We start from the raw sequence: 16,842 nt of genomic DNA on the forward strand, positions 1-16,842 counted from the left end.
AGAAGCCCGTTCCTTTCGTTGGGAAGAATTTAGAAATTGTGATCCAGGCAGACGAGTGGTCAACGCGTGGACGATTTCGAAAAACAGTTGTAACTCAAACAGATCAAATGTTAAAAATATTTTGCTATCAGGTTATCAAATTCAAACATCTTAACTTGTCACCCGCGTCGCTCTGTTTTTAACATCGCCTATGGAAAAAAATGGTCTGTTCAGTCAGCGCATACGCTTGCGCCATTTGCATACTTTTGTGGCCGTCGCTCAACAGGGAACGCTGGGGCGAGCGGCTGAAACCCTTAACCTCAGTCAGCCTGCACTCTCCAAAACGCTGAACGAACTGGAACAGCTTACCGGAACGCGCCTGTTCGATCGTGGCCGTCTGGGCGCTCAGCTTACCCTGGTGGGTGAACAGTTCCTGACGCACGCCGTTAAAGTTCTTGACGCACTCAATACCGCTGGTCAGGCGTTAAATCGTAAAGAGGAGCCGGCCAGCGATATCGTGCGCGTGGGCGCGCTGCCGACGGCGGCGCTGGGTATACTGCCTGCGGCGATCGGCCAGTTCCACCGTCAGCAGAAGCATGCCACGCTTCAGGTCGCGACCATGAATAATACCATGCTGCTGGCGGGTCTGAAGTCAGGGGAGCTGGATCTGGGCATTGGTCGAATGTCCGATCCCGAACTGATGAGCGGTCTTAATTACGAACTGTTGTTCCTGGAATCACTGAAGCTGGTGGTGCGTCCGAATCATCCCCTGTTGCAGGATACCGTCACCCTAAGCCGCGTAATGGAGTGGCCGGTGGTGGTTTCACCGAAAGGAACCGTTCCTCGTCAGAATGCGGAAGCATTGCTGCAAATGCAGGGCTGCACGCTGCCGTCAGGATGTATTGAAACGCTTTCCGCGTCGCTTTCGCGCCAGCTGACGGTGGATTATGACTACGTGTGGTTTGTGCCGTCCGGCGCGGTGAAGGACGATCTGCGACGCGGTGTGCTCACGGCGCTGCCGGTCACATCCCCCGGGGCGGGTGAACCGATTGGGATCCTGACGCGGGTAGATGCCCCGCTCTCTGAAGGCGCCCAGGCGCTGCTAAGCGCCATTCGTAAATCAATGCCTCTCTGACCGTAAACGCAGGACCCGCCGCGAGGGCGGGTCTGTTTTATTCAGAACGTTTCCCAGTGATCACCTGAAACCGCCGCCGCCGGGGTTAAGGGCGCGGGCTTGACTGCGGATGCAGCCACGGTGGCCCGTCCTGCGCGCGTCCCGTTGAGACGAAACGCACCAACGGCTTGCGTCAGGCGTGCGCCCTGCTCTTCGAGCGAGGCCGCCGCCGCAGAGGCTTCTTCCACCAGCGAGGCATTTTGCTGCGTCACTTTATCCATTTCGGAAATCGCCTGGCTCACCTGAACAATACCGCGGCTCTGCTCATCGGACGCCGCCGCAATCTCGAGCATGATATCGGTGACGCGTTTCACCGCCTCGACAATCTCATTCATGGTATTGCCCGCCGCAACCACCTCCCCCGAGCCCTGATCGATAAGTGACACCGATTCATTAATCAGGCTTTCAATCTCTTTCGCCGCGTTCGCGCTGCGGCTTGCCAGCGTGCGGACTTCGCTCGCCACAACCGCAAAGCCGCGCCCCTGTTCACCCGCACGCGCCGCCTCGACCGCCGCGTTGAGCGCCAGAATATTGGTCTGGAACGCGATGCTGTTAATCACGGCGGTAATTTCGGAGATCTTCTTCGAGCTGGTGGAAATATTACCCATGGTTTTGACCACGCCGGAGACCATTTGCCCCCCGCGGCTGGCCTTACCGGAGGCATCTTCCGCCAGCTTGCTGGCATGATGCGCGTTATCGGCGTTCTGTTTCACCGTCGCGGTGAGCTGCTCCATGCTGGCCGCCGTCTGTTCAATGGCCGCCGCCTGCTGCTCGGTACGGGATGAAAGATCGGTGTTACCCGCAGAAATCTCGCTGGTTCCCCGGTAGATCTCCTCCGCCCCCTGCCGCACGGTGCCCACGGTGGTAACCAGCGCGTGCTGCATCGTTTGCAGATCGCGCGTCAGGCGGCCAATTTCACTGCGCCCGGTCGGTTCGTCCGGCAGGGTCAAATCACCTTTTGCGATATTTTCGATACGCGCAGCGGCGCGCTGGAGCGGGCTAATCACCGTGCGGCGCAGCACCACGAAGGTGATGACGGCCAGTGCCAGCGCCAGGCCGAAAGCGCCGAACATAAATATCAGCCCCAGCCGGGTGCGGGTGTGAGCCTGCGCCGTCAGGGCGTTCGCGCGTTCGGTGCGGATTTTAATCGCCTTCAGCAGCACTGCGTTATAGGCATCGTCCAGCGGACGCGCGGTCTCATTTTCGTGGTTGATAATGGCTTCAAACATGCCGTTTTTGGCATATTTCAGCATCGGCTGCATGCCGGCAATGTAGGCGTCGTAGCGGGCTTGCAGATCGCCATCCAGCGCTTCATCAGCCGGGGTGCGAACGGAGCGCTTCATATAGGCAGCAAATCCATCCTGCGACTGTTTGAGGCGGGTTTCGGCCTCAGCGATGTTTTGCTTCATCGCTTCCATTTCGGCAATACGGCTCGCGGCCCCCGCGTGGATCATGTTGATACGGGCCGTGCGTAAATGGTTAGAACTGTTTGACAGACCGGTGCGCACCTGGATTTCTGCCGTGACATCCTGCTGATCGTTATCGGCCTGGAGCAGGAAATACCCTGCCAGACCCGAGCTCAATGCAAACAGGAGAATAATGCCACCGAGAATGGAGGAAAACAGCGGAACCAGCCGGATGTGATGCAAGAAACCAAGCTTGTGCTGCGTCTGCATCGATGTTGTGTTGTCCATGACCGTCAACTCTCTTATAGGTAAGATGCGTAAAAACACGCCTGTAAAAGAGTCATCGGCACGGACGGGGATAAAATTACGCCTAAAAGCGCCAGACAGGTCACACTTTAGAAAAGATTGGGGAAGAAATGCCAGCGGCAAAAACCGCTGGCAGAATAATCAGTTTTCGCCGAAATGGATAACGGTACGAATAGATTTTCCTTCATGCATCAGATCAAAAGCTTCGTTGATCTGTTCCAGCGGCAGGCGGTGCGTAATGAACGGGTCGAGCTGAATTTTGCCGACCATCGCATCCTCAACCATGCCAGGCAGTTGAGTACGGCCCTTCACGCCGCCAAATGCCGAACCGCGCCATACGCGCCCCGTCACCAGCTGGAACGGACGGGTTTTGATCTCCTGACCCGCGCCGGCCACACCGATAATAATGCTTTCGCCCCAGCCCTTATGGCAGCACTCCAGCGCTGAGCGCATCACGTTGACGTTGCCGATACATTCGAAACTGAAGTCCACGCCGCCGTCGGTCAGCTCAACGATCACGTCCTGAACCGGCTTATCGTAGTCTTTCGGGTTGATGAAATCGGTCGCCCCCATTTCACCTGCGAGCGTGAACTTCTCCGGGTTGGTATCCACAGCAATGATACGACCGGCTTTTGCCTGTACCGCCCCCTGGATGACCGCGAGGCCGATCCCGCCCAGGCCGAACACCGCCACGGTGTCGCCCTCTTTCACTTTCGCCGTATTATGCACCGCACCAATACCGGTCGTTACGCCGCAGCCGAGCAGACAAACTTTATCCAGCGGGGCCTGCGGGTTAACTTTCGCCAGCGAGATCTCGGCGCACACCGTGTATTCGCTGAATGTGCTGGTACCCATGTAGTGATAAACAGGCTCACCGTTGTAGGAGAAACGGGTGGTGCCGTCCGGCATAAGCCCCTTGCCCTGCGTGGCGCGCACGGCCTGACAGAGGTTCGTTTTGCCTGACTTGCAGAACTTACATTCGCCGCACTCTGCGGTGTACAGTGGGATCACGTGGTCGCCGGGTTTCAGGCTGGAGACGCCTTCACCCACTTCCACCACCACACCGCCCCCTTCGTGGCCGAGGACCGCCGGGAATACGCCTTCCGGATCGTCACCGGAGAGGGTAAACGCATCGGTATGGCAGACGCCGGTGTGGGTAATTTTGATCAGCACTTCGCCTTTCTTGGGCGGAGCAACATCAATTTCAACGATTTTCAGCGGCTGGCCTGGGCCGAACGCGACGGCTGCGCGAGATTTCATGATGTCTTTCCCTTGTTGTGAGGTGTGTGGGTTTATTTTAGATAAGAGCGCAGCAAATGGCCGACTTCCGCCATCCGAACTGCCCGCTGATCCGGGGTCGTCTCCCCCGTCACCAGCTCATCTTTGAGGTGAATTTCGACCATTTCCCCCATCAGGCCATTCGCAGCACCGCGCACGGCGGCGATTTGCTGCAAAATGGCGAGACAGGGCTCGCCCGACTCCAGCGCGCGCTCAAGGGCATCAACCTGGCCTCGAATGCGGCGGACGCGGGTCAGAATACGTTTTTTATCTTCGGGTGAATGCGGCATACGCCCTCCTGATACTATAGGGGGGTATTGTATCCACTATGGAAAGTTAATGTAAACATGAAGTTTTGTGAGGGTAGCAAGTCGTGAGCGCAAAAGTAATAAGATAATCTCGGACATAAAGGGACTTTTACCTGCCCCAAAAATCATTCTTTTACCTGGCTTTTTCCAGCTTCATTAGCGCCATTTTGCAATTTCCATGAGCGGCGTCATCATTTCACGCGAGCGGATGCGTCAGGACATAGACGGAAAATAAGCAGAAGAGATTCGAGCTATCATGTCCGCTTTGAGTGAGAAGCGGACCTGAAGAGGTTATTGCAAAAGGACCGGTAGACTACCCGTCCTGCGGAGAGATCACTTCAGTTCCAGCGTGCTTATCACATGGGCAATATCCGCGATGGCGGCAGCTGACAACGGCTGCAAAGGTCGAGGCAGGCAATCCATGTCGGTAAGCCCAAGCACGCCAGCAGCAGCGGCAATAACGCGAATACTGCCGCCATGTTCACGAAACAGCGACCACAACGGCTCAAGGCGGGTTGTCAGGGCCGTAACGCGTTGACGATCGTTGGCCGCCGCGGCTTCAGTGATTTGTTTCGCTATCTCAGGGAAAAGACCGCCACACACCGAATACCACACTTCACAACCGGCGTTAAGTCCCAGTCCCGCATAAGCGTCGCCACTGATACCGATTGTTACGCCAGGGCGCAGATGTTGACGTAACGCCTTTACCCGCTCAGTCGCTGCATCGGGGCTATCCGGTACGCCAGGGATCTTGACCGAGCGAACCCCCTCAAGTGATGAGAGACGACCGTGGAGTTTATCCGTAAAGGTAAAATGCGTCGTGCCCGGGTTATCATAGATACACACCGGTACAGACACGTGCCGGGTAACGGTCTCAAAGAGTGAGAACACTTCTTCGTCACGGAGTGGCTGGTAGCTGACCGCCGGAAGTAATAGTGCATTAGCGCCAGCCGCCTGTGCATCATCTGCCAGATGCAGAATGTCATCGGTACTGACCGCTCCCACACACACCATCACGGGAATGTTCCCCGCATGCTGTTTTGCCAGCGCTGCTACGCGCTTGCGCTGCTCCCGGGTCAGGTAGGCGTAGCTTCCGGTTGAACCCAGGACGGCCATAGAATCAACCCGGGCGTCAGTAAGACGGGAAAGAATATGGCTGAAACCCTTTTCATCCACGCCGCCGTCGGTGACTGGGGTTAGTGGAAATGCCGACAAGCCGTTAAACATACATGTTGTTCCTGAATGATATTACTGGTGTTGTTCCTGGATGAGAGCAACGTCGAACCACAAACCGGGCATCATTTTTTCCAGGCCGTCGGTCAGCATTTTCCCGGCTTCGTAAAGCGTCTCCAGCGGCATCTGCGGGAGACTCTCCAGAATGAACCACATATGCTGCGCTTCCACGCCTAAGCGGGTTCTGATCCCCTGTCGCCAGTTCCAGCGACGGCAGGTCACGCCGATATCATCGCACCAGATAACCTCGCCTTGTGAAGCATGTTCAACGAAGGTCTCTCCTTCTTTAATGGTATCAAAAGGCTCTGTTCCTTTTGCCACAGTCAGACGCGGCGCCCCCTGATAGGCAGAGAGATTCTCTCCACCAACCGGAACGGCATAGCGGAGACTTACGGCATTATAAAGATCCACGATAGGATCTAGCGCAGGCATAGTTCCGTCACGCAATACGCGTCTACGTAACGCATCAGCTGAGCAAGGGGTGCGTTTAGGTTTCGCACCGAATTTTTGAAAAACGTCGGCCCATGCGGCCAGATGAGATTCCGCCCATTCAGGCTCACCGGCCAGAACCGCCTCACAGGCGCCTCGTAGCGCCGTTTCTCCAGTGCAGGGATTAAGCACTGGCGCAGCTTCTACGCAGATACTGAGCGCCCGAAAACCGGGAGCAATACGGTAAATTTCAGGGGCAATTGACGGAGATACGGTTAACACGTGATAATCCTGTAATGACCAATTTATTCCATAATAATGACCAATGACCAAAAAAGTCAATTTAATGACCGACGCGAGTTCGATCGCCAGCTCCGTCAACGAAGCCGTATCGCAGCGAATTAAGCTGTATCGTAAGCAAAAGAAAATATCCCTGGATGAACTCTCGCGTCAGGCGGGTGTAAGTAAAGGAGCGTTGGTTGAGATAGAGGGATGTCGGGCGAATCCCAGCATTGCCCTGTTATGTCGCCTGGCTGCCGCGATGGGGGTTTCGGTGGCTGATTTTGTGGATGTCAGTGCCAAACCGACCGTGCATCTCATTGCTGAAGATGAGATCCCTGAATTGTGGAAAGGTGAAAAAGGCGGGAGAGCAAGATTGCTCGCAGGATCGGGTGGCCCTGATATGAACGAGCTCTGGATGTGGGAAATGCAGCCGGGAGAAAAGTTTGCATCACCGGGCCACACGGAAGGAACGCTGGAACTGTTTTATGTTCAGTCAGGCACGCTCACACTCGGCGTACAGGATCACGTGTATCGGGTAAAAACTGGTTGTTCGGCAACCGCCAGAACGGACGTTCCTCATTTTTATGAAAACCGGGAGAAGGAATCATTGGTATTCATCATGACAGTGCATGAGAAAGCATCCTGAGCATTCCCCGATAAAGAGGATAGCACTGCTGCTCATCACAAGTAGTCCAGAAGGAAAAAATTCGGTGAAAAATCACCATCTGGGTTTTACTAAAAACAAATAGGCTTCGCCCGTCTGGTCACAGACTATGCCATTTTTCGTTATTTGTGTGACGTCTACGTGCTAAATGATTATCAGAAAAGGGGTCCTGCCTGTTGGCTGAATGAACATATGACGTCCGCTCCTGACATTCAGCAGACCATCTGTCCGGATTGAAGGTCTGCTTTAAACGAGAAGCGGACCACATTTTCTGAACTAACGTATCACTTTTAATGTTCATGTAATCCATGCTAAAACCGTTATTACGTTTTTTATCAACGGTTAGGCAGGAGTATGAGTGGTTAAGGAAATAGCAATTAAGTATCCAGGCGCAGGGGTCTGGCAAATGGGTGACAGTCCAGAACTGGCAAGCGAGCTTGCGGACCTGATTAAGAAAGGAATAAAAACAGCCTCTTGTGGATCTTATGCCTCTTACAAGCAGGATGGGTCTGCTCCGAGGATTGGCAGCTATAACATTATTCTTGATGGTCAGCATGTCCCGGTATGCGTGATCCGGTTGGTTTCGCTGCAACTTGTGCGTTTTTGCGATGTAAATGAGGAGTTCGCGCGCAAAGAAGGTGAAGGCGATTTAAGTCTTGAATACTGGCAGAAAGAGCATCAGCGATTTTTCAACTGTGAAGGTCATTTTTCTGAAGATATGGAATTGATCGCAGAAGAATTCGAAGTGGTAGAAGTGCTGTAATCGGAAAAATTTGCTGATGTTTATCTATTACCTTTTTCCTGAAGGTCTGCTTCTGGCCTTCATCAGACCTTCTGGCCGGACTGAAAGTCTACTTTGAGCGAGAAGCGGCCGTTGTATTTTGCAGCTAAACGTCTTTCGGCTCAGGAGTTCCCTGATGGAATACTAACTGCCATTGGCCATTTCCGCCCATCTCCCAGCATGAAGAACGAAGAGAGGCATTACTGCCATCTGGATCAAAAGTCCTGTAATGCAATATTGCGAAATTAATTCTCACAATAATAAGTGTAAACTCGCTACTGTGAATCACAGGCCTGTTATATTCAGTAGTAAGTGCCGCTATTGTTTCTTGCCGATCAACTAACTTGCCGGATCGCGTTATCTCTCGAAATTCCTCATGAAGTATATGCTCAAGCCATTCCCGATCGTTCCGCTTGTTACCATGAAGAGAACATTCAAGGCTTTTCAGTCTCTCAAGGAGCATAGAATCGTCCTTCTTATATTGGGTTATTAACTTTTAGGACAATGATCGCTGGAAAGCAATGCCTGCTGCTGGCGCAAAGAGGACTCTTCCGCTCATTTCTGCCTCGGCACGCCGCTACCGACCCTATTTAGCTCAAAATGTTAAAAATCTGCACTTATATGGCACGATGTGAACAGAAATAACATTCTCGTCACCTAACATACCTGCTACAAACAAAATGGTGGTGTTAATGATTGTACTAAAAAGCTTTTTATTCTTCGTTGGCGCGGCGGCAGCTTGCGCACTTATTATACTGTGTCTTTGGGTTGATATGCGGTTTGTTGGTCATGATATTCCGGAATTATCACTAACGGAAATTATGCAGGAAACGGTATTAGCGACCATCGTCTTTATCCATTTTCGTCTGGCAAAAATGGACGAATCCATGCGTTACTGCAATATTCTGGTGGGCGGATTTTTCCTGACGATGTTAATTCGGGAACTTGATGCGCTTTTTGATCTTCTTGCTCACGGGAGCTGGGTATGGTTCGCCCTCATTACCGCTCTGCTGGCCTTAATTCGTCCCGTTATGCATATTCGCGCTACCCTGGAACAGCTGGCAAAATACACCCAGTCCCCCTGGTATGGCATTTTGTTGAGCGGCCTGCTGGCCGTGCTGGTCTTCTCGCGACTCTTTGGCATGCAGGCGCTGTGGCACACCATCCTGGAGCATGGCTATATTCGTGTCGTGAAAAACGCGGTAGAGGAAGGTTCGGAATCGTTCGGCTATATGCTGTGCCTGGCCGCATCCTTTGGCTATTACGTTACCTTTCGCGCTAACGAACGCCGGAAATAATCCCTCTTCCCGCTGCGTATAAAAAGACGGCGAGGGAAATATCCATCAACTTCTCCCTTCGGAAGTCATGGTGGCGGTGTAAGAAAGACATATCCTAAAAATGAGTCATCGTATGCCGATTTTAGTGAATTCCCTCTCACTCTTGCAAACAGCGGCTATCCTTAGACTATCAACAAAAGGAGGTAAGAATGTCTGATTTCGACACTGATAAAAACGCACAATACGCTGGCGATAAAGCCAAAAACAAACTTGATGAATTGTCCGGCTCTGCACAGCAGCAGTTTGGTGAATTCGTTGATTCGCCTAAACACCAGGTGAAAGGTGCTGCGAAAAAATATGCTGCCCAGGCCAGTGACGCCGTCTCGGACGTCACTGAAGCCGTCAGGAACAACCCGCTAACGGGCTTAATCGCTGCGGGTGCGGTAGGTATCGTTCTGGGACTTCTGTTGGGACGTAAATAATTTCAGGCCCTTCGGGGCCTTTTCTTTCCCCTCTTTTACCGCTTACTCCCCCCTAATTTTGATAGTTCTCATGGCGAAAGTCCGACCTCGGCGAAAAACTTGTACAATTTATGTGTACAGATTTAACTGAATGGTATAAATTCGATGCCAGTGATGTTACAAAATTGTTTGTCAACGGTGGAAAATTATGCGTCGCAACCATGCTCCTTCAACAGCAGAAAGCGCTATTACTCTGTATTTTAACAAGGATAACGTGCCAACACAGCAGGAAACCCTTGGTGCCATCGTCAGTGAGATCATCAAAGAAAATGTACAATTGAGCAGAATGACAATTTGTACAAAGCTGTTGCGCAGAATCGAAGAATCAACGTCTGACGTTGAAAAAGCGCACTATAACGGTCTGATTGCCCTCTTCTTCGAGCGTTAACCTGAACACTGTTTTTTAACTTACTAAGTTAGTCATGCTGAGTGAGAATAGAGACTCTGGATGCGATGACTAACCCCATGCTACAGCCTGGCGCGTGTAGCAGAGTGAGATTGAAGCTATGCATAGAACTAAATTTGAACGACTTAAGGATGACCTTATCGGTGAGGCCGTTTTATCCATCATAAAAGAGAACGGACCCATTACCTTTGCGTCTCTTGCTAATCGCCTGCGGGCAATGGCTAACGTTGAATCAAATGATGAACGTAAAAATGCATTGATTGCTGCTGAAGATGAAGTGCGCCAGCGGGTAACCGGCGTAACGCACGATCGAGGAAGAGTGATGGGCGACTATGAAATTGGTCGCATGCGTTCTCTCTTCAGCCACACTACGCTTCTGACACCAGACAAGAAACACTAATTTTAACCGACACGGTGACCACCATGAGTAAAGCGATGACGCAGCAGACGTATAATTTCGAAGCACTGCACGATAAAGGACTGGCAGAACATTTCCTTAATGCCGGAAGGCATCTGAGTGGTGAGGCTGAAGTGTTGGGCTCAGCAATACGCTGTATTCTGCTTACCGGTGACAATCTCTCGAATAAAGAGATTATTCTGCAACTGATTCACGCTCTGGAAATCACCGAAGAGCCTGAAGCCTGCGATGTCATTCGTAACACGCTTGAAATTGTTGTCGGTTTTACTCGCGATGATATCTGAGAAGTCATTATTACGACGGTGAGTGACTGTGTTTGCGGGTGGTCGAATACTTAAGTATGTCGTACCACCTGCATAATGAGGCGATTAACTGAATAACCGTACCATCCGATCCAGCTCCTCTTCTTTCACTGCCCGTGAAAGGTAATACCCCTGAAATCGCTTAACGCCTAACGCGACAAGTTTTTGAAATTTTTCCTCGCTATCGACGCCTTCCGCAATGCATTCGGTTCCCGTCATGTCACTATAAACCTGTATCGCTTTTATAATGCTATAGTCTTTATCGTTAGCCATAAAGTGCTCAACAATATCGCGGTCAAGCTTCAGTCCATCGACATTAATCTGTCTGATGGGCAATATAGCATGATATTTTGAAAAACAGTCATCCAGAAAAAGCCGACAACCCTCGGCGCGTAAACGCTTGAGCGTTTCGGGAATATTTTTATCCTTTGTCACGTCTATCGTTTCAGCGAGTTCGAAGACCAACTTCCCGGCCCAGTGCGGTTTGAGTAACATTTCGACGGCCTTTTTTGCCATCCCCGGCAGCGCATTTCCCGAAGCAAGCTGGGGAGGAATGTTAACCGAAAAATAATATTTCCCATTATATTTATTGATACCCGACACAGCCGCATGGATAACAAGCGCCGTCAGTTTGAGCCATATTTCACTATGTTTTACGCCTCCCAGAAAATGGGCGGGTTTCAGGATCTGACCGTTTTTATTCCAGCGCAGCAGGATTTCAAATCCAACGCCTTTTTTATCGCCATCAGTAATAATTTGATAAGCCGCAAAGATTTCCCGCTTATGTAACGCCTGCAATATGTCTATTTCCGCCTCCGAAAAAGCCTGTGATTTATTCTTTAATGCACAGACTTCATTCCTGAATACGCGAGCGTCGCTAAACCATACCCGAATAAGATACAATTTACCTAAACCTACCTTCCGATGGGTATAAATCGTTTTATCTGACAGCCCTAACCTTTCACACTGCTCTTTTATCGACACGCCCCGATAAAAATTCAGCAATACGGTTAACTCGCGATGTGTTAAACCATGCAGACTTTTTTTATCCTCTTTATTCGGTACGTTACGCAGCAAGCGTAATGGGTCGGTGCGCATGTCTGCATTATTTTTTACACAGCCTATTATTTCTGTAATATTCGCTATCCGGATAGTAGAAAGCTTTTTCGTATTAGTAACGAGACTTCTCAACGTTGCATAAAGCCATCGCTCAGGTATTGCACCATACAGGGTGACGTTGCATATAACCGGCAGTGCATTCAGAACGGACACCAGCCGCTTGAGGCTTTCAAGAAAGGCAGCAACGTCACGACCCAGAAAGACGGAAACCTCAGGCGATTGATTTTCCATCATTTTTTCAACATCAGCAGAACATATTTCATCCTCTTCGAAATGAAGCCGCGTGACGTTTACGCCACAAGACTTAAGGAGCAAGCTATACCCCTCGAAGGTGAAACCGCAGGCTGAAATAACAAATCGTTGCTTGTAGCAAGCACCCTGCATAAAAGGTAAAGTTTGAGACATAACCTGCTCCTGAGAATATAAACATCATTCCCGCGTGTGATGAAAACCAATCTTTTTGTCGCATTGAATAATGTTACCGCACCCCCTTTGGTTAATAAACCGTTATCATTGTTAAACGCAGGAACATCTTTGCGTTAATCAACCGGCTCATCCATATGCATCATAAATATTACTTTCTTTGCATATAACGACAGTAAATAGGACTTTCTCAAGGTATAATGAAAATTCCGAAAAAGAAGACCGGATACTTCATCTCATCGGCTCGGACAAAAAAGAGAAAATGCTATGGATAATCACATCTCATCCAGAGCTTTGCTACATCGACGGGATGTCATTAAAAACAACCCGCGATTTAGTGAAGCTATAAGAGAACACTACAGAATCAATGACGCCATTTATAAAAAACAGCCCTTATTCTACAAAACGATGCTTCAGGAATCACGGTTCAACATAATACTGTCAATGTGTTGTTTTGTTTTTGGTAATCAGGCTGAATCGGTTTCCGAGATTAAGACGCTATGCTCTCGTTATAATATTGCCAGTCCTAACAGCGTTATTGCGATCATCACCATACTTAAAACCACCGGGCGAATTAAGACCTGGCGTTGTACCGAAGATCGTCGAAAAACAAAAATCGCGCCTACGGAAAAAGGGCTGGATGAGCTTAAGCGCTATATGTCCGGAGCGTTTACCCCTGTTAGCATTCTTTATCCGGCATTTAATATTGATGTTAATCTTTTAGACAATGACATTCTGAGGCACAACTTTTTCCGGCGCGCCGCAGAATATCTTTTCCGCGGATTAACATTCAAAAAAGTGCTTCCGGAGGTAGGCTTGTTCATCGATAAAGATGGTGGCCGAATGATTATGCTTTATCTCTATTTGCAGGCCATTAAAAATAAAACCGCACACGGCGCCACGATAGCGTATTCAGCCAGCACGCTGGCAAAAGAATTTTTCGTTTCGCGTATTCATGTTAACCGGATTATCAAATCGGCGCAGGAGGCAGGTTATCTTAAAGATCGCGGCGATGGCCGGATGTCGGTTTATCCGGCCTTTATCGAGCTTGTCGAAAATTATACCGGACTCTATTTTGCGTACGTCACGCATTACATCAACGTGGTACCGAAAGAACGGCGCCATGCTCTTAACATGACGCCTTCACTCTAATCTGACCGGCGTTCGGTTTACTGAACGCCTTTTTTATCTCTCGCGCAGCGCCTCTTTTGCCTTATTCAACGGTTTCAACAGATAATCGAGGACCGATTTACTGCCGGTTTTGATATCGACCGTGGCTATCATGCCCGGGAAAACCGGAAAGGCTTTGCCCTGCTTGTTCGTCAGATGGTTACTGTCTGTACGGATGTAAACGCGATAATAATAAACATCCCGTTTCACCTCATCCTGAAGGGTATCCGGGGAGATCATCGTCACCTGACCTTCCAGCCCGCCATAGATGGAGTAGTCGTAAGCGGTAATTTTCACCAGCGCTTTTTGTCCAGGATGGATAAACGCCACGTCGCGCGGCGAGATTTTCGCTTCGATGACCATCCGATCGTCAAGCGGCACCAGGCTCATCAGCTTGCCGTTCGGCGGGATTACCCCGCCCACCGTCGTGACGTCAATGTCCTTTACGATGCCGCGCACCGGGGCATTGAACGTTAAGCGGGTCAGCGAGTCTTCGCGCCCTTTCATGACGGAACGCTGGGCTTCGATCTCCGCATTCGCCTTCGCCAGCTCTTCGCGCGCGCGGACGTAATACTGGTTTTTCATCTCGGTAATTTTATTCTCAAGCTCGTTCTTCTGGCGCTCAAGACGTAACACCTCCACTTTGCTGGCTGCGCCCTGAACCACCAGCGGACGGGTCAACGCCAGCTCGCGCTGCACCAGCTCCGCGCCCTGACGCAAACCGGCCAGACCTTTCTCCAGGCTCTCGCGGCGTGACTGATAAAGCGCCGTTTCCTGCTTAACCAGTTCGACGTCATCATCCAGCTCCGCCGGGAAGGTCAGCTCCGTGTCGTTAACTTCGGCCTTCAGGCGCGCGGCGGTGGCCAGCGCGGCGTTTAACCGGGATTCACTTTCCAGCACGCTGGATTCGGTTTTGGTGCGGTCGAGCTGCGCAAGCTGCTGACCGCGCTCGACGATATCGCCTTCGTGAACCAGCAGTCTGTGAATAATGCCGCCTTCCAGGGACTGAATCACCTGCTCGTGGGAGGACGGGATCACCTTGCCGCTGCCCGTAGTGACCTCATCCAGTTCGAACAGGCTGGCCCAGATGATAAATACCGCAAGCAACGCGAACAACGTCCATGCCACCAGCGATGAACGCGGCAGACGGGGTTCCTTCAGACGGCTGTTAAAGCGGGAGAAATCATTCATGCCACGCCCTCCGTTTTCAGTTTGACGGTGCGCTGTGGCGCCCGCTGCGGGGCCATTCCGTGCTGGCGCAAAATGGCATCACGTGGTCCGTCCATCACCACGCTGCCGTTTTCCAGGACGATGATGCGGTCAACCAGGTCCAGGATCGGCAGACGATGCGTCGCCACCACCAGCGTCCGACGCTTGCCCAGCCACTGGTGCAGGTGCTGAATAAACTGCTTCTCGCTGACCTCATCCAGCCAGGCGGTGGGTTCATCCAGCAGCAGAATGTTCGGCGAGGTTATCAGCGCGCGGGCCAGCAGCAGCGCCTGACGCTGTCCGCCTGAAAGCCCAGCTCCCCCTTCGTTGATGATATAGTTCAGCCCCATTTTCTGTTTGCGCACAAACTCCAGCGCGCCGCTGTTGACCAGCGCCTGATGGATTTCCTCGTCTGTCGCCAGCGGATTGCCCATCAGGATATTGTCACGCACGGAGCCGAAGAACAGCCGCGCCTGCTGGCTGAGCAGTTGCATGTCGCGGCGCACGTCAGCCGGGTCAAGGTGATTCAGGGCAATATCGTCCAGCAAAATACTGCCCTGCTGCGGCTCCTGCATGCCGGCCAGCAAATGCAGCAAGGTGCTTTTTCCGGAACCATTACGCCCGAGCACCGCCACGCGCTCACCGGCGCGAAGGTGCAGCTTGCTGATGTTCAGCACGGTGAGTTTCTCTTCTTCGTCATAGTAGAAGCCGACGTCTTCCAGCCGGTAATCCCCGCGCAGGTTGGCTTTGTGCACCTTCTTTCCGTGCTGGGGATCGTCAATCGGGCGCTGCATCAGGTCGTCCAGCCCCTTTCGGGCCACCTTTGCCGACTGCCAGCGCGACAACACGCCAGAAATCTGCGACAGGGGCGCGATGGTGCGGGACGCAAGAATCGAGGTTCCCACCAGCGCACCGGTGGTCATGTCGCCACTGATGACAAGGTAACAGCCCACCAGCAGCACCACGGCGTAGACGATAGACTGCACCTCCTGGGTCCAGGTCAGCAGCAGCCCCGTCAGCCAGCGCTGTTTCATGCCGACGCTCGCGGCCACGTCATTGGTGTTATTCCACTGGTTCTGGAACCGCTGCTCGGCGCGCATCAGCTTGATGTCTTCAAGGCCCTGCACCGCTTCCACCAGCGTGGCGTTACGAATGGCAGATTCTCGCATCCCTTCGCTGGAAAGTTTTCCCAGCGGGCGCTGTACCAGCAGGCCGGGAATAAGCAGCAGCGGCACGGCCAGCAGAACGACCAGGACCAGCGGGCCGCCAATCATCCACAGAATGAAAACAAACAGCAGGAAGAACGGCAGATCGGAGATGGCCGCAATGGTGGTGGAGGTGATCAGCTCACGCACCGACTCCAGCTCGCGGATCTGGGCGATAAACGACCCTGTCGATTTTGACCGCGCGCCGTTTTTGATCCGCAGCGCGTGGGCAAACACGCGCTCGGAAATTCGCAGGTCGGCGCGCTTCCCCACCACGTCCGAAATATGCACACGCAGCATCCGCATGATGAATTCAAACACGATGGCGATCATCACGCCGCCAAACAGTACCCACAGCGTGGCTTCCGACTGCGACGGCACCACCCTGTCATACACCTGCATGGAAAAGACCATGCCGGAAAGCGCCAGCACGTTGGCGACCAGCGCCACCAGCATGATGTCGCCGTAACGTCGCCAGTCTTTCAGCGCCAGCTGCCAGAACCAGTTTTTCTTAAAGGGTTTGATGTAATCATCCACCCGCACGTCCGGCGTGGACTCCAGCGGTCGCAATACCATCAGCCCCTTTAAGCGCGAACTGAGCTCGTCGCGCGTCAGCGTCGTCTCCAGGCCGCCGTCGCCGCTGAACTGCACGCTGACGTTTCCTTCGTTGTCCATACGGTTGATGACCGCGATTTGCCCGCCGGTGAACTCCGCCAGCAGCGGTAAACGCCACGGATCGAGCGATACGGCTTCAGCCGCCACCCAACGCATCCCCAGCCCAAGCTGGCGCGCCATCTCTTCCAGCACCAGCTGGCGCGGAGACTGACTTTCATGGTTAATCGTGACCCGAACATGCTCTGCCGAAAAATCCAGCCGATAATACTTCGCGATGATAAGCATGCCCTGCAACCAGGGTTCGTACTGTGGATGTGTCTTCATAATGCTACGTCCT

General features: G+C 52.2%; 18 protein-coding genes and 1 pseudogene. 10 read left to right on the forward strand and 9 right to left on the reverse strand.

Annotated features, from left to right (window positions below; genetic code table 11):
* Window positions 1-190: 190 nt before the first annotated feature.
* Window positions 191-1,114 carry a LysR substrate-binding domain-containing protein gene (locus A3466_RS15865; RefSeq protein ID WP_063451367.1) on the forward strand — a complete coding sequence of 308 codons (924 nt, stop codon included), beginning with the start codon at window positions 191-193 and terminating at the stop codon, window positions 1,112-1,114.
* 41 nt (window positions 1,115-1,155) lie between these two features.
* Here the strand turns inward: A3466_RS15865 and A3466_RS15870 are convergent, their stop codons facing one another.
* The 5 genes from A3466_RS15870 to A3466_RS15890 form a co-directional block, all read right to left on the reverse strand.
* A complete protein-coding gene (locus A3466_RS15870) occupies window positions 1,156-2,847 on the reverse strand; it encodes a methyl-accepting chemotaxis protein (RefSeq protein WP_063451368.1) in 1,692 nt (563 codons plus the stop codon).
* Between the two features lie 159 nt (window positions 2,848-3,006).
* Window positions 3,007-4,125: an S-(hydroxymethyl)glutathione dehydrogenase/class III alcohol dehydrogenase gene (locus tag A3466_RS15875; RefSeq protein WP_063451369.1), complete on the reverse strand. Its 1,119-nt coding sequence runs from the start codon at window positions 4,123-4,125 to the stop codon at window positions 3,007-3,009.
* Window positions 4,126-4,157: 32 nt separating this feature from the next.
* Window positions 4,158-4,433 (reverse strand): metal/formaldehyde-sensitive transcriptional repressor, encoded by a 276-nt coding sequence (locus tag A3466_RS15880; RefSeq protein ID WP_063451370.1) that lies wholly within the window; start codon window positions 4,431-4,433, stop codon window positions 4,158-4,160.
* Window positions 4,434-4,784: 351 nt separating this feature from the next.
* Window positions 4,785-5,678: a dihydrodipicolinate synthase family protein gene (locus tag A3466_RS15885; RefSeq protein ID WP_063451371.1), complete on the reverse strand. Its 894-nt coding sequence runs from the start codon at window positions 5,676-5,678 to the stop codon at window positions 4,785-4,787.
* A 21-nt stretch (window positions 5,679-5,699) separates the two neighbouring features.
* Window positions 5,700-6,395 (reverse strand): B3/B4 domain-containing protein, encoded by a 696-nt coding sequence (locus A3466_RS15890; protein WP_063451372.1) that lies wholly within the window; start codon window positions 6,393-6,395, stop codon window positions 5,700-5,702.
* A gap of 43 nt (window positions 6,396-6,438) precedes the next feature.
* Between A3466_RS15890 and A3466_RS15895 the strand changes: the two genes are divergently transcribed.
* The 3 genes and pseudogenes from A3466_RS15895 to A3466_RS15900 all read left to right on the forward strand — a co-directional run bounded on the left by A3466_RS15895 (window position 6,439) and on the right by A3466_RS15900 (window position 7,822).
* Window positions 6,439-7,041 carry a helix-turn-helix domain-containing protein gene (locus tag A3466_RS15895; RefSeq protein WP_063451373.1) on the forward strand — a complete coding sequence of 201 codons (603 nt, stop codon included), beginning with the start codon at window positions 6,439-6,441 and terminating at the stop codon, window positions 7,039-7,041.
* 93 nt (window positions 7,042-7,134) lie between these two features.
* Window positions 7,135-7,248: pseudogene (locus A3466_RS23725) on the forward strand (GNAT family N-acetyltransferase); the annotation flags it as partial.
* A 217-nt stretch (window positions 7,249-7,465) separates the two neighbouring features.
* Window positions 7,466-7,822: an ASCH domain-containing protein gene (locus A3466_RS15900; RefSeq protein WP_063451374.1), complete on the forward strand. Its 357-nt coding sequence runs from the start codon at window positions 7,466-7,468 to the stop codon at window positions 7,820-7,822.
* Between the two features lie 124 nt (window positions 7,823-7,946).
* Here A3466_RS15900 and A3466_RS22490 read toward each other — a convergent pair whose 3' ends face one another.
* Entirely contained in the window at window positions 7,947-8,303 is a 357-nt protein-coding gene (locus tag A3466_RS22490) for a DUF4440 domain-containing protein (protein WP_074161052.1), read from the reverse strand.
* 229 nt (window positions 8,304-8,532) lie between these two features.
* Between A3466_RS22490 and A3466_RS15905 the strand changes: the two genes are divergently transcribed.
* From A3466_RS15905 to A3466_RS15925, 5 genes are all read left to right on the forward strand, one after another.
* Complete coding sequence (locus A3466_RS15905; RefSeq protein ID WP_063451375.1) at window positions 8,533-9,138, forward strand: hypothetical protein; 606 nt, start codon at window positions 8,533-8,535, stop codon at window positions 9,136-9,138.
* Between the two features lie 188 nt (window positions 9,139-9,326).
* Window positions 9,327-9,599, forward strand: a complete 273-nt coding sequence (locus A3466_RS15910) for a DUF883 family protein (RefSeq protein ID WP_003857263.1) — start codon at window positions 9,327-9,329, stop codon at window positions 9,597-9,599.
* A 187-nt stretch (window positions 9,600-9,786) separates the two neighbouring features.
* Window positions 9,787-10,026: a regulatory protein YcgZ gene (gene ycgZ / locus A3466_RS15915; protein ID WP_003857265.1), complete on the forward strand. Its 240-nt coding sequence runs from the start codon at window positions 9,787-9,789 to the stop codon at window positions 10,024-10,026.
* 118 nt (window positions 10,027-10,144) lie between these two features.
* Entirely contained in the window at window positions 10,145-10,444 is a 300-nt protein-coding gene (locus A3466_RS15920; protein ID WP_063451376.1) for a hypothetical protein, read from the forward strand.
* A 23-nt stretch (window positions 10,445-10,467) separates the two neighbouring features.
* Complete coding sequence (locus tag A3466_RS15925) at window positions 10,468-10,746, forward strand: biofilm development regulator YmgB/AriR family protein (protein WP_074161053.1); 279 nt, start codon at window positions 10,468-10,470, stop codon at window positions 10,744-10,746.
* An 84-nt stretch (window positions 10,747-10,830) separates the two neighbouring features.
* On the opposite strand, the gene A3466_RS15930 is transcribed toward A3466_RS15925, so the two are convergent.
* Window positions 10,831-12,288, reverse strand: a complete 1,458-nt coding sequence (locus tag A3466_RS15930) for an EAL domain-containing protein (RefSeq protein ID WP_063451378.1) — start codon at window positions 12,286-12,288, stop codon at window positions 10,831-10,833.
* 285 nt (window positions 12,289-12,573) lie between these two features.
* Here A3466_RS15930 and A3466_RS15935 point away from each other — a divergent pair, with 285 nt between their 5' ends.
* Window positions 12,574-13,458 (forward strand): hypothetical protein, encoded by an 885-nt coding sequence (locus tag A3466_RS15935; RefSeq protein ID WP_063451379.1) that lies wholly within the window; start codon window positions 12,574-12,576, stop codon window positions 13,456-13,458.
* A 33-nt stretch (window positions 13,459-13,491) separates the two neighbouring features.
* Here A3466_RS15935 and A3466_RS15940 read toward each other — a convergent pair whose 3' ends face one another.
* Together A3466_RS15940 and A3466_RS15945 are read right to left on the reverse strand one after the other, a co-directional pair.
* Window positions 13,492-14,667, reverse strand: a complete 1,176-nt coding sequence (locus A3466_RS15940; protein WP_063451380.1) for an HlyD family type I secretion periplasmic adaptor subunit — start codon at window positions 14,665-14,667, stop codon at window positions 13,492-13,494.
* Entirely contained in the window at window positions 14,664-16,829 is a 2,166-nt protein-coding gene (locus A3466_RS15945; RefSeq protein ID WP_063451381.1) for a type I secretion system permease/ATPase, read from the reverse strand. Before A3466_RS15945 ends, A3466_RS15940 begins: the two co-directional genes overlap by 4 nt.
* Between the last annotated feature and the right edge of the window lie 13 nt (window positions 16,830-16,842).

The sequence above is a fragment of the Enterobacter genomosp. S genome, assembly GCF_001631805.1.
In the GTDB taxonomy this organism is placed as follows: Bacteria; Pseudomonadota; Gammaproteobacteria; order Enterobacterales; family Enterobacteriaceae; genus Enterobacter; species Enterobacter quasihormaechei.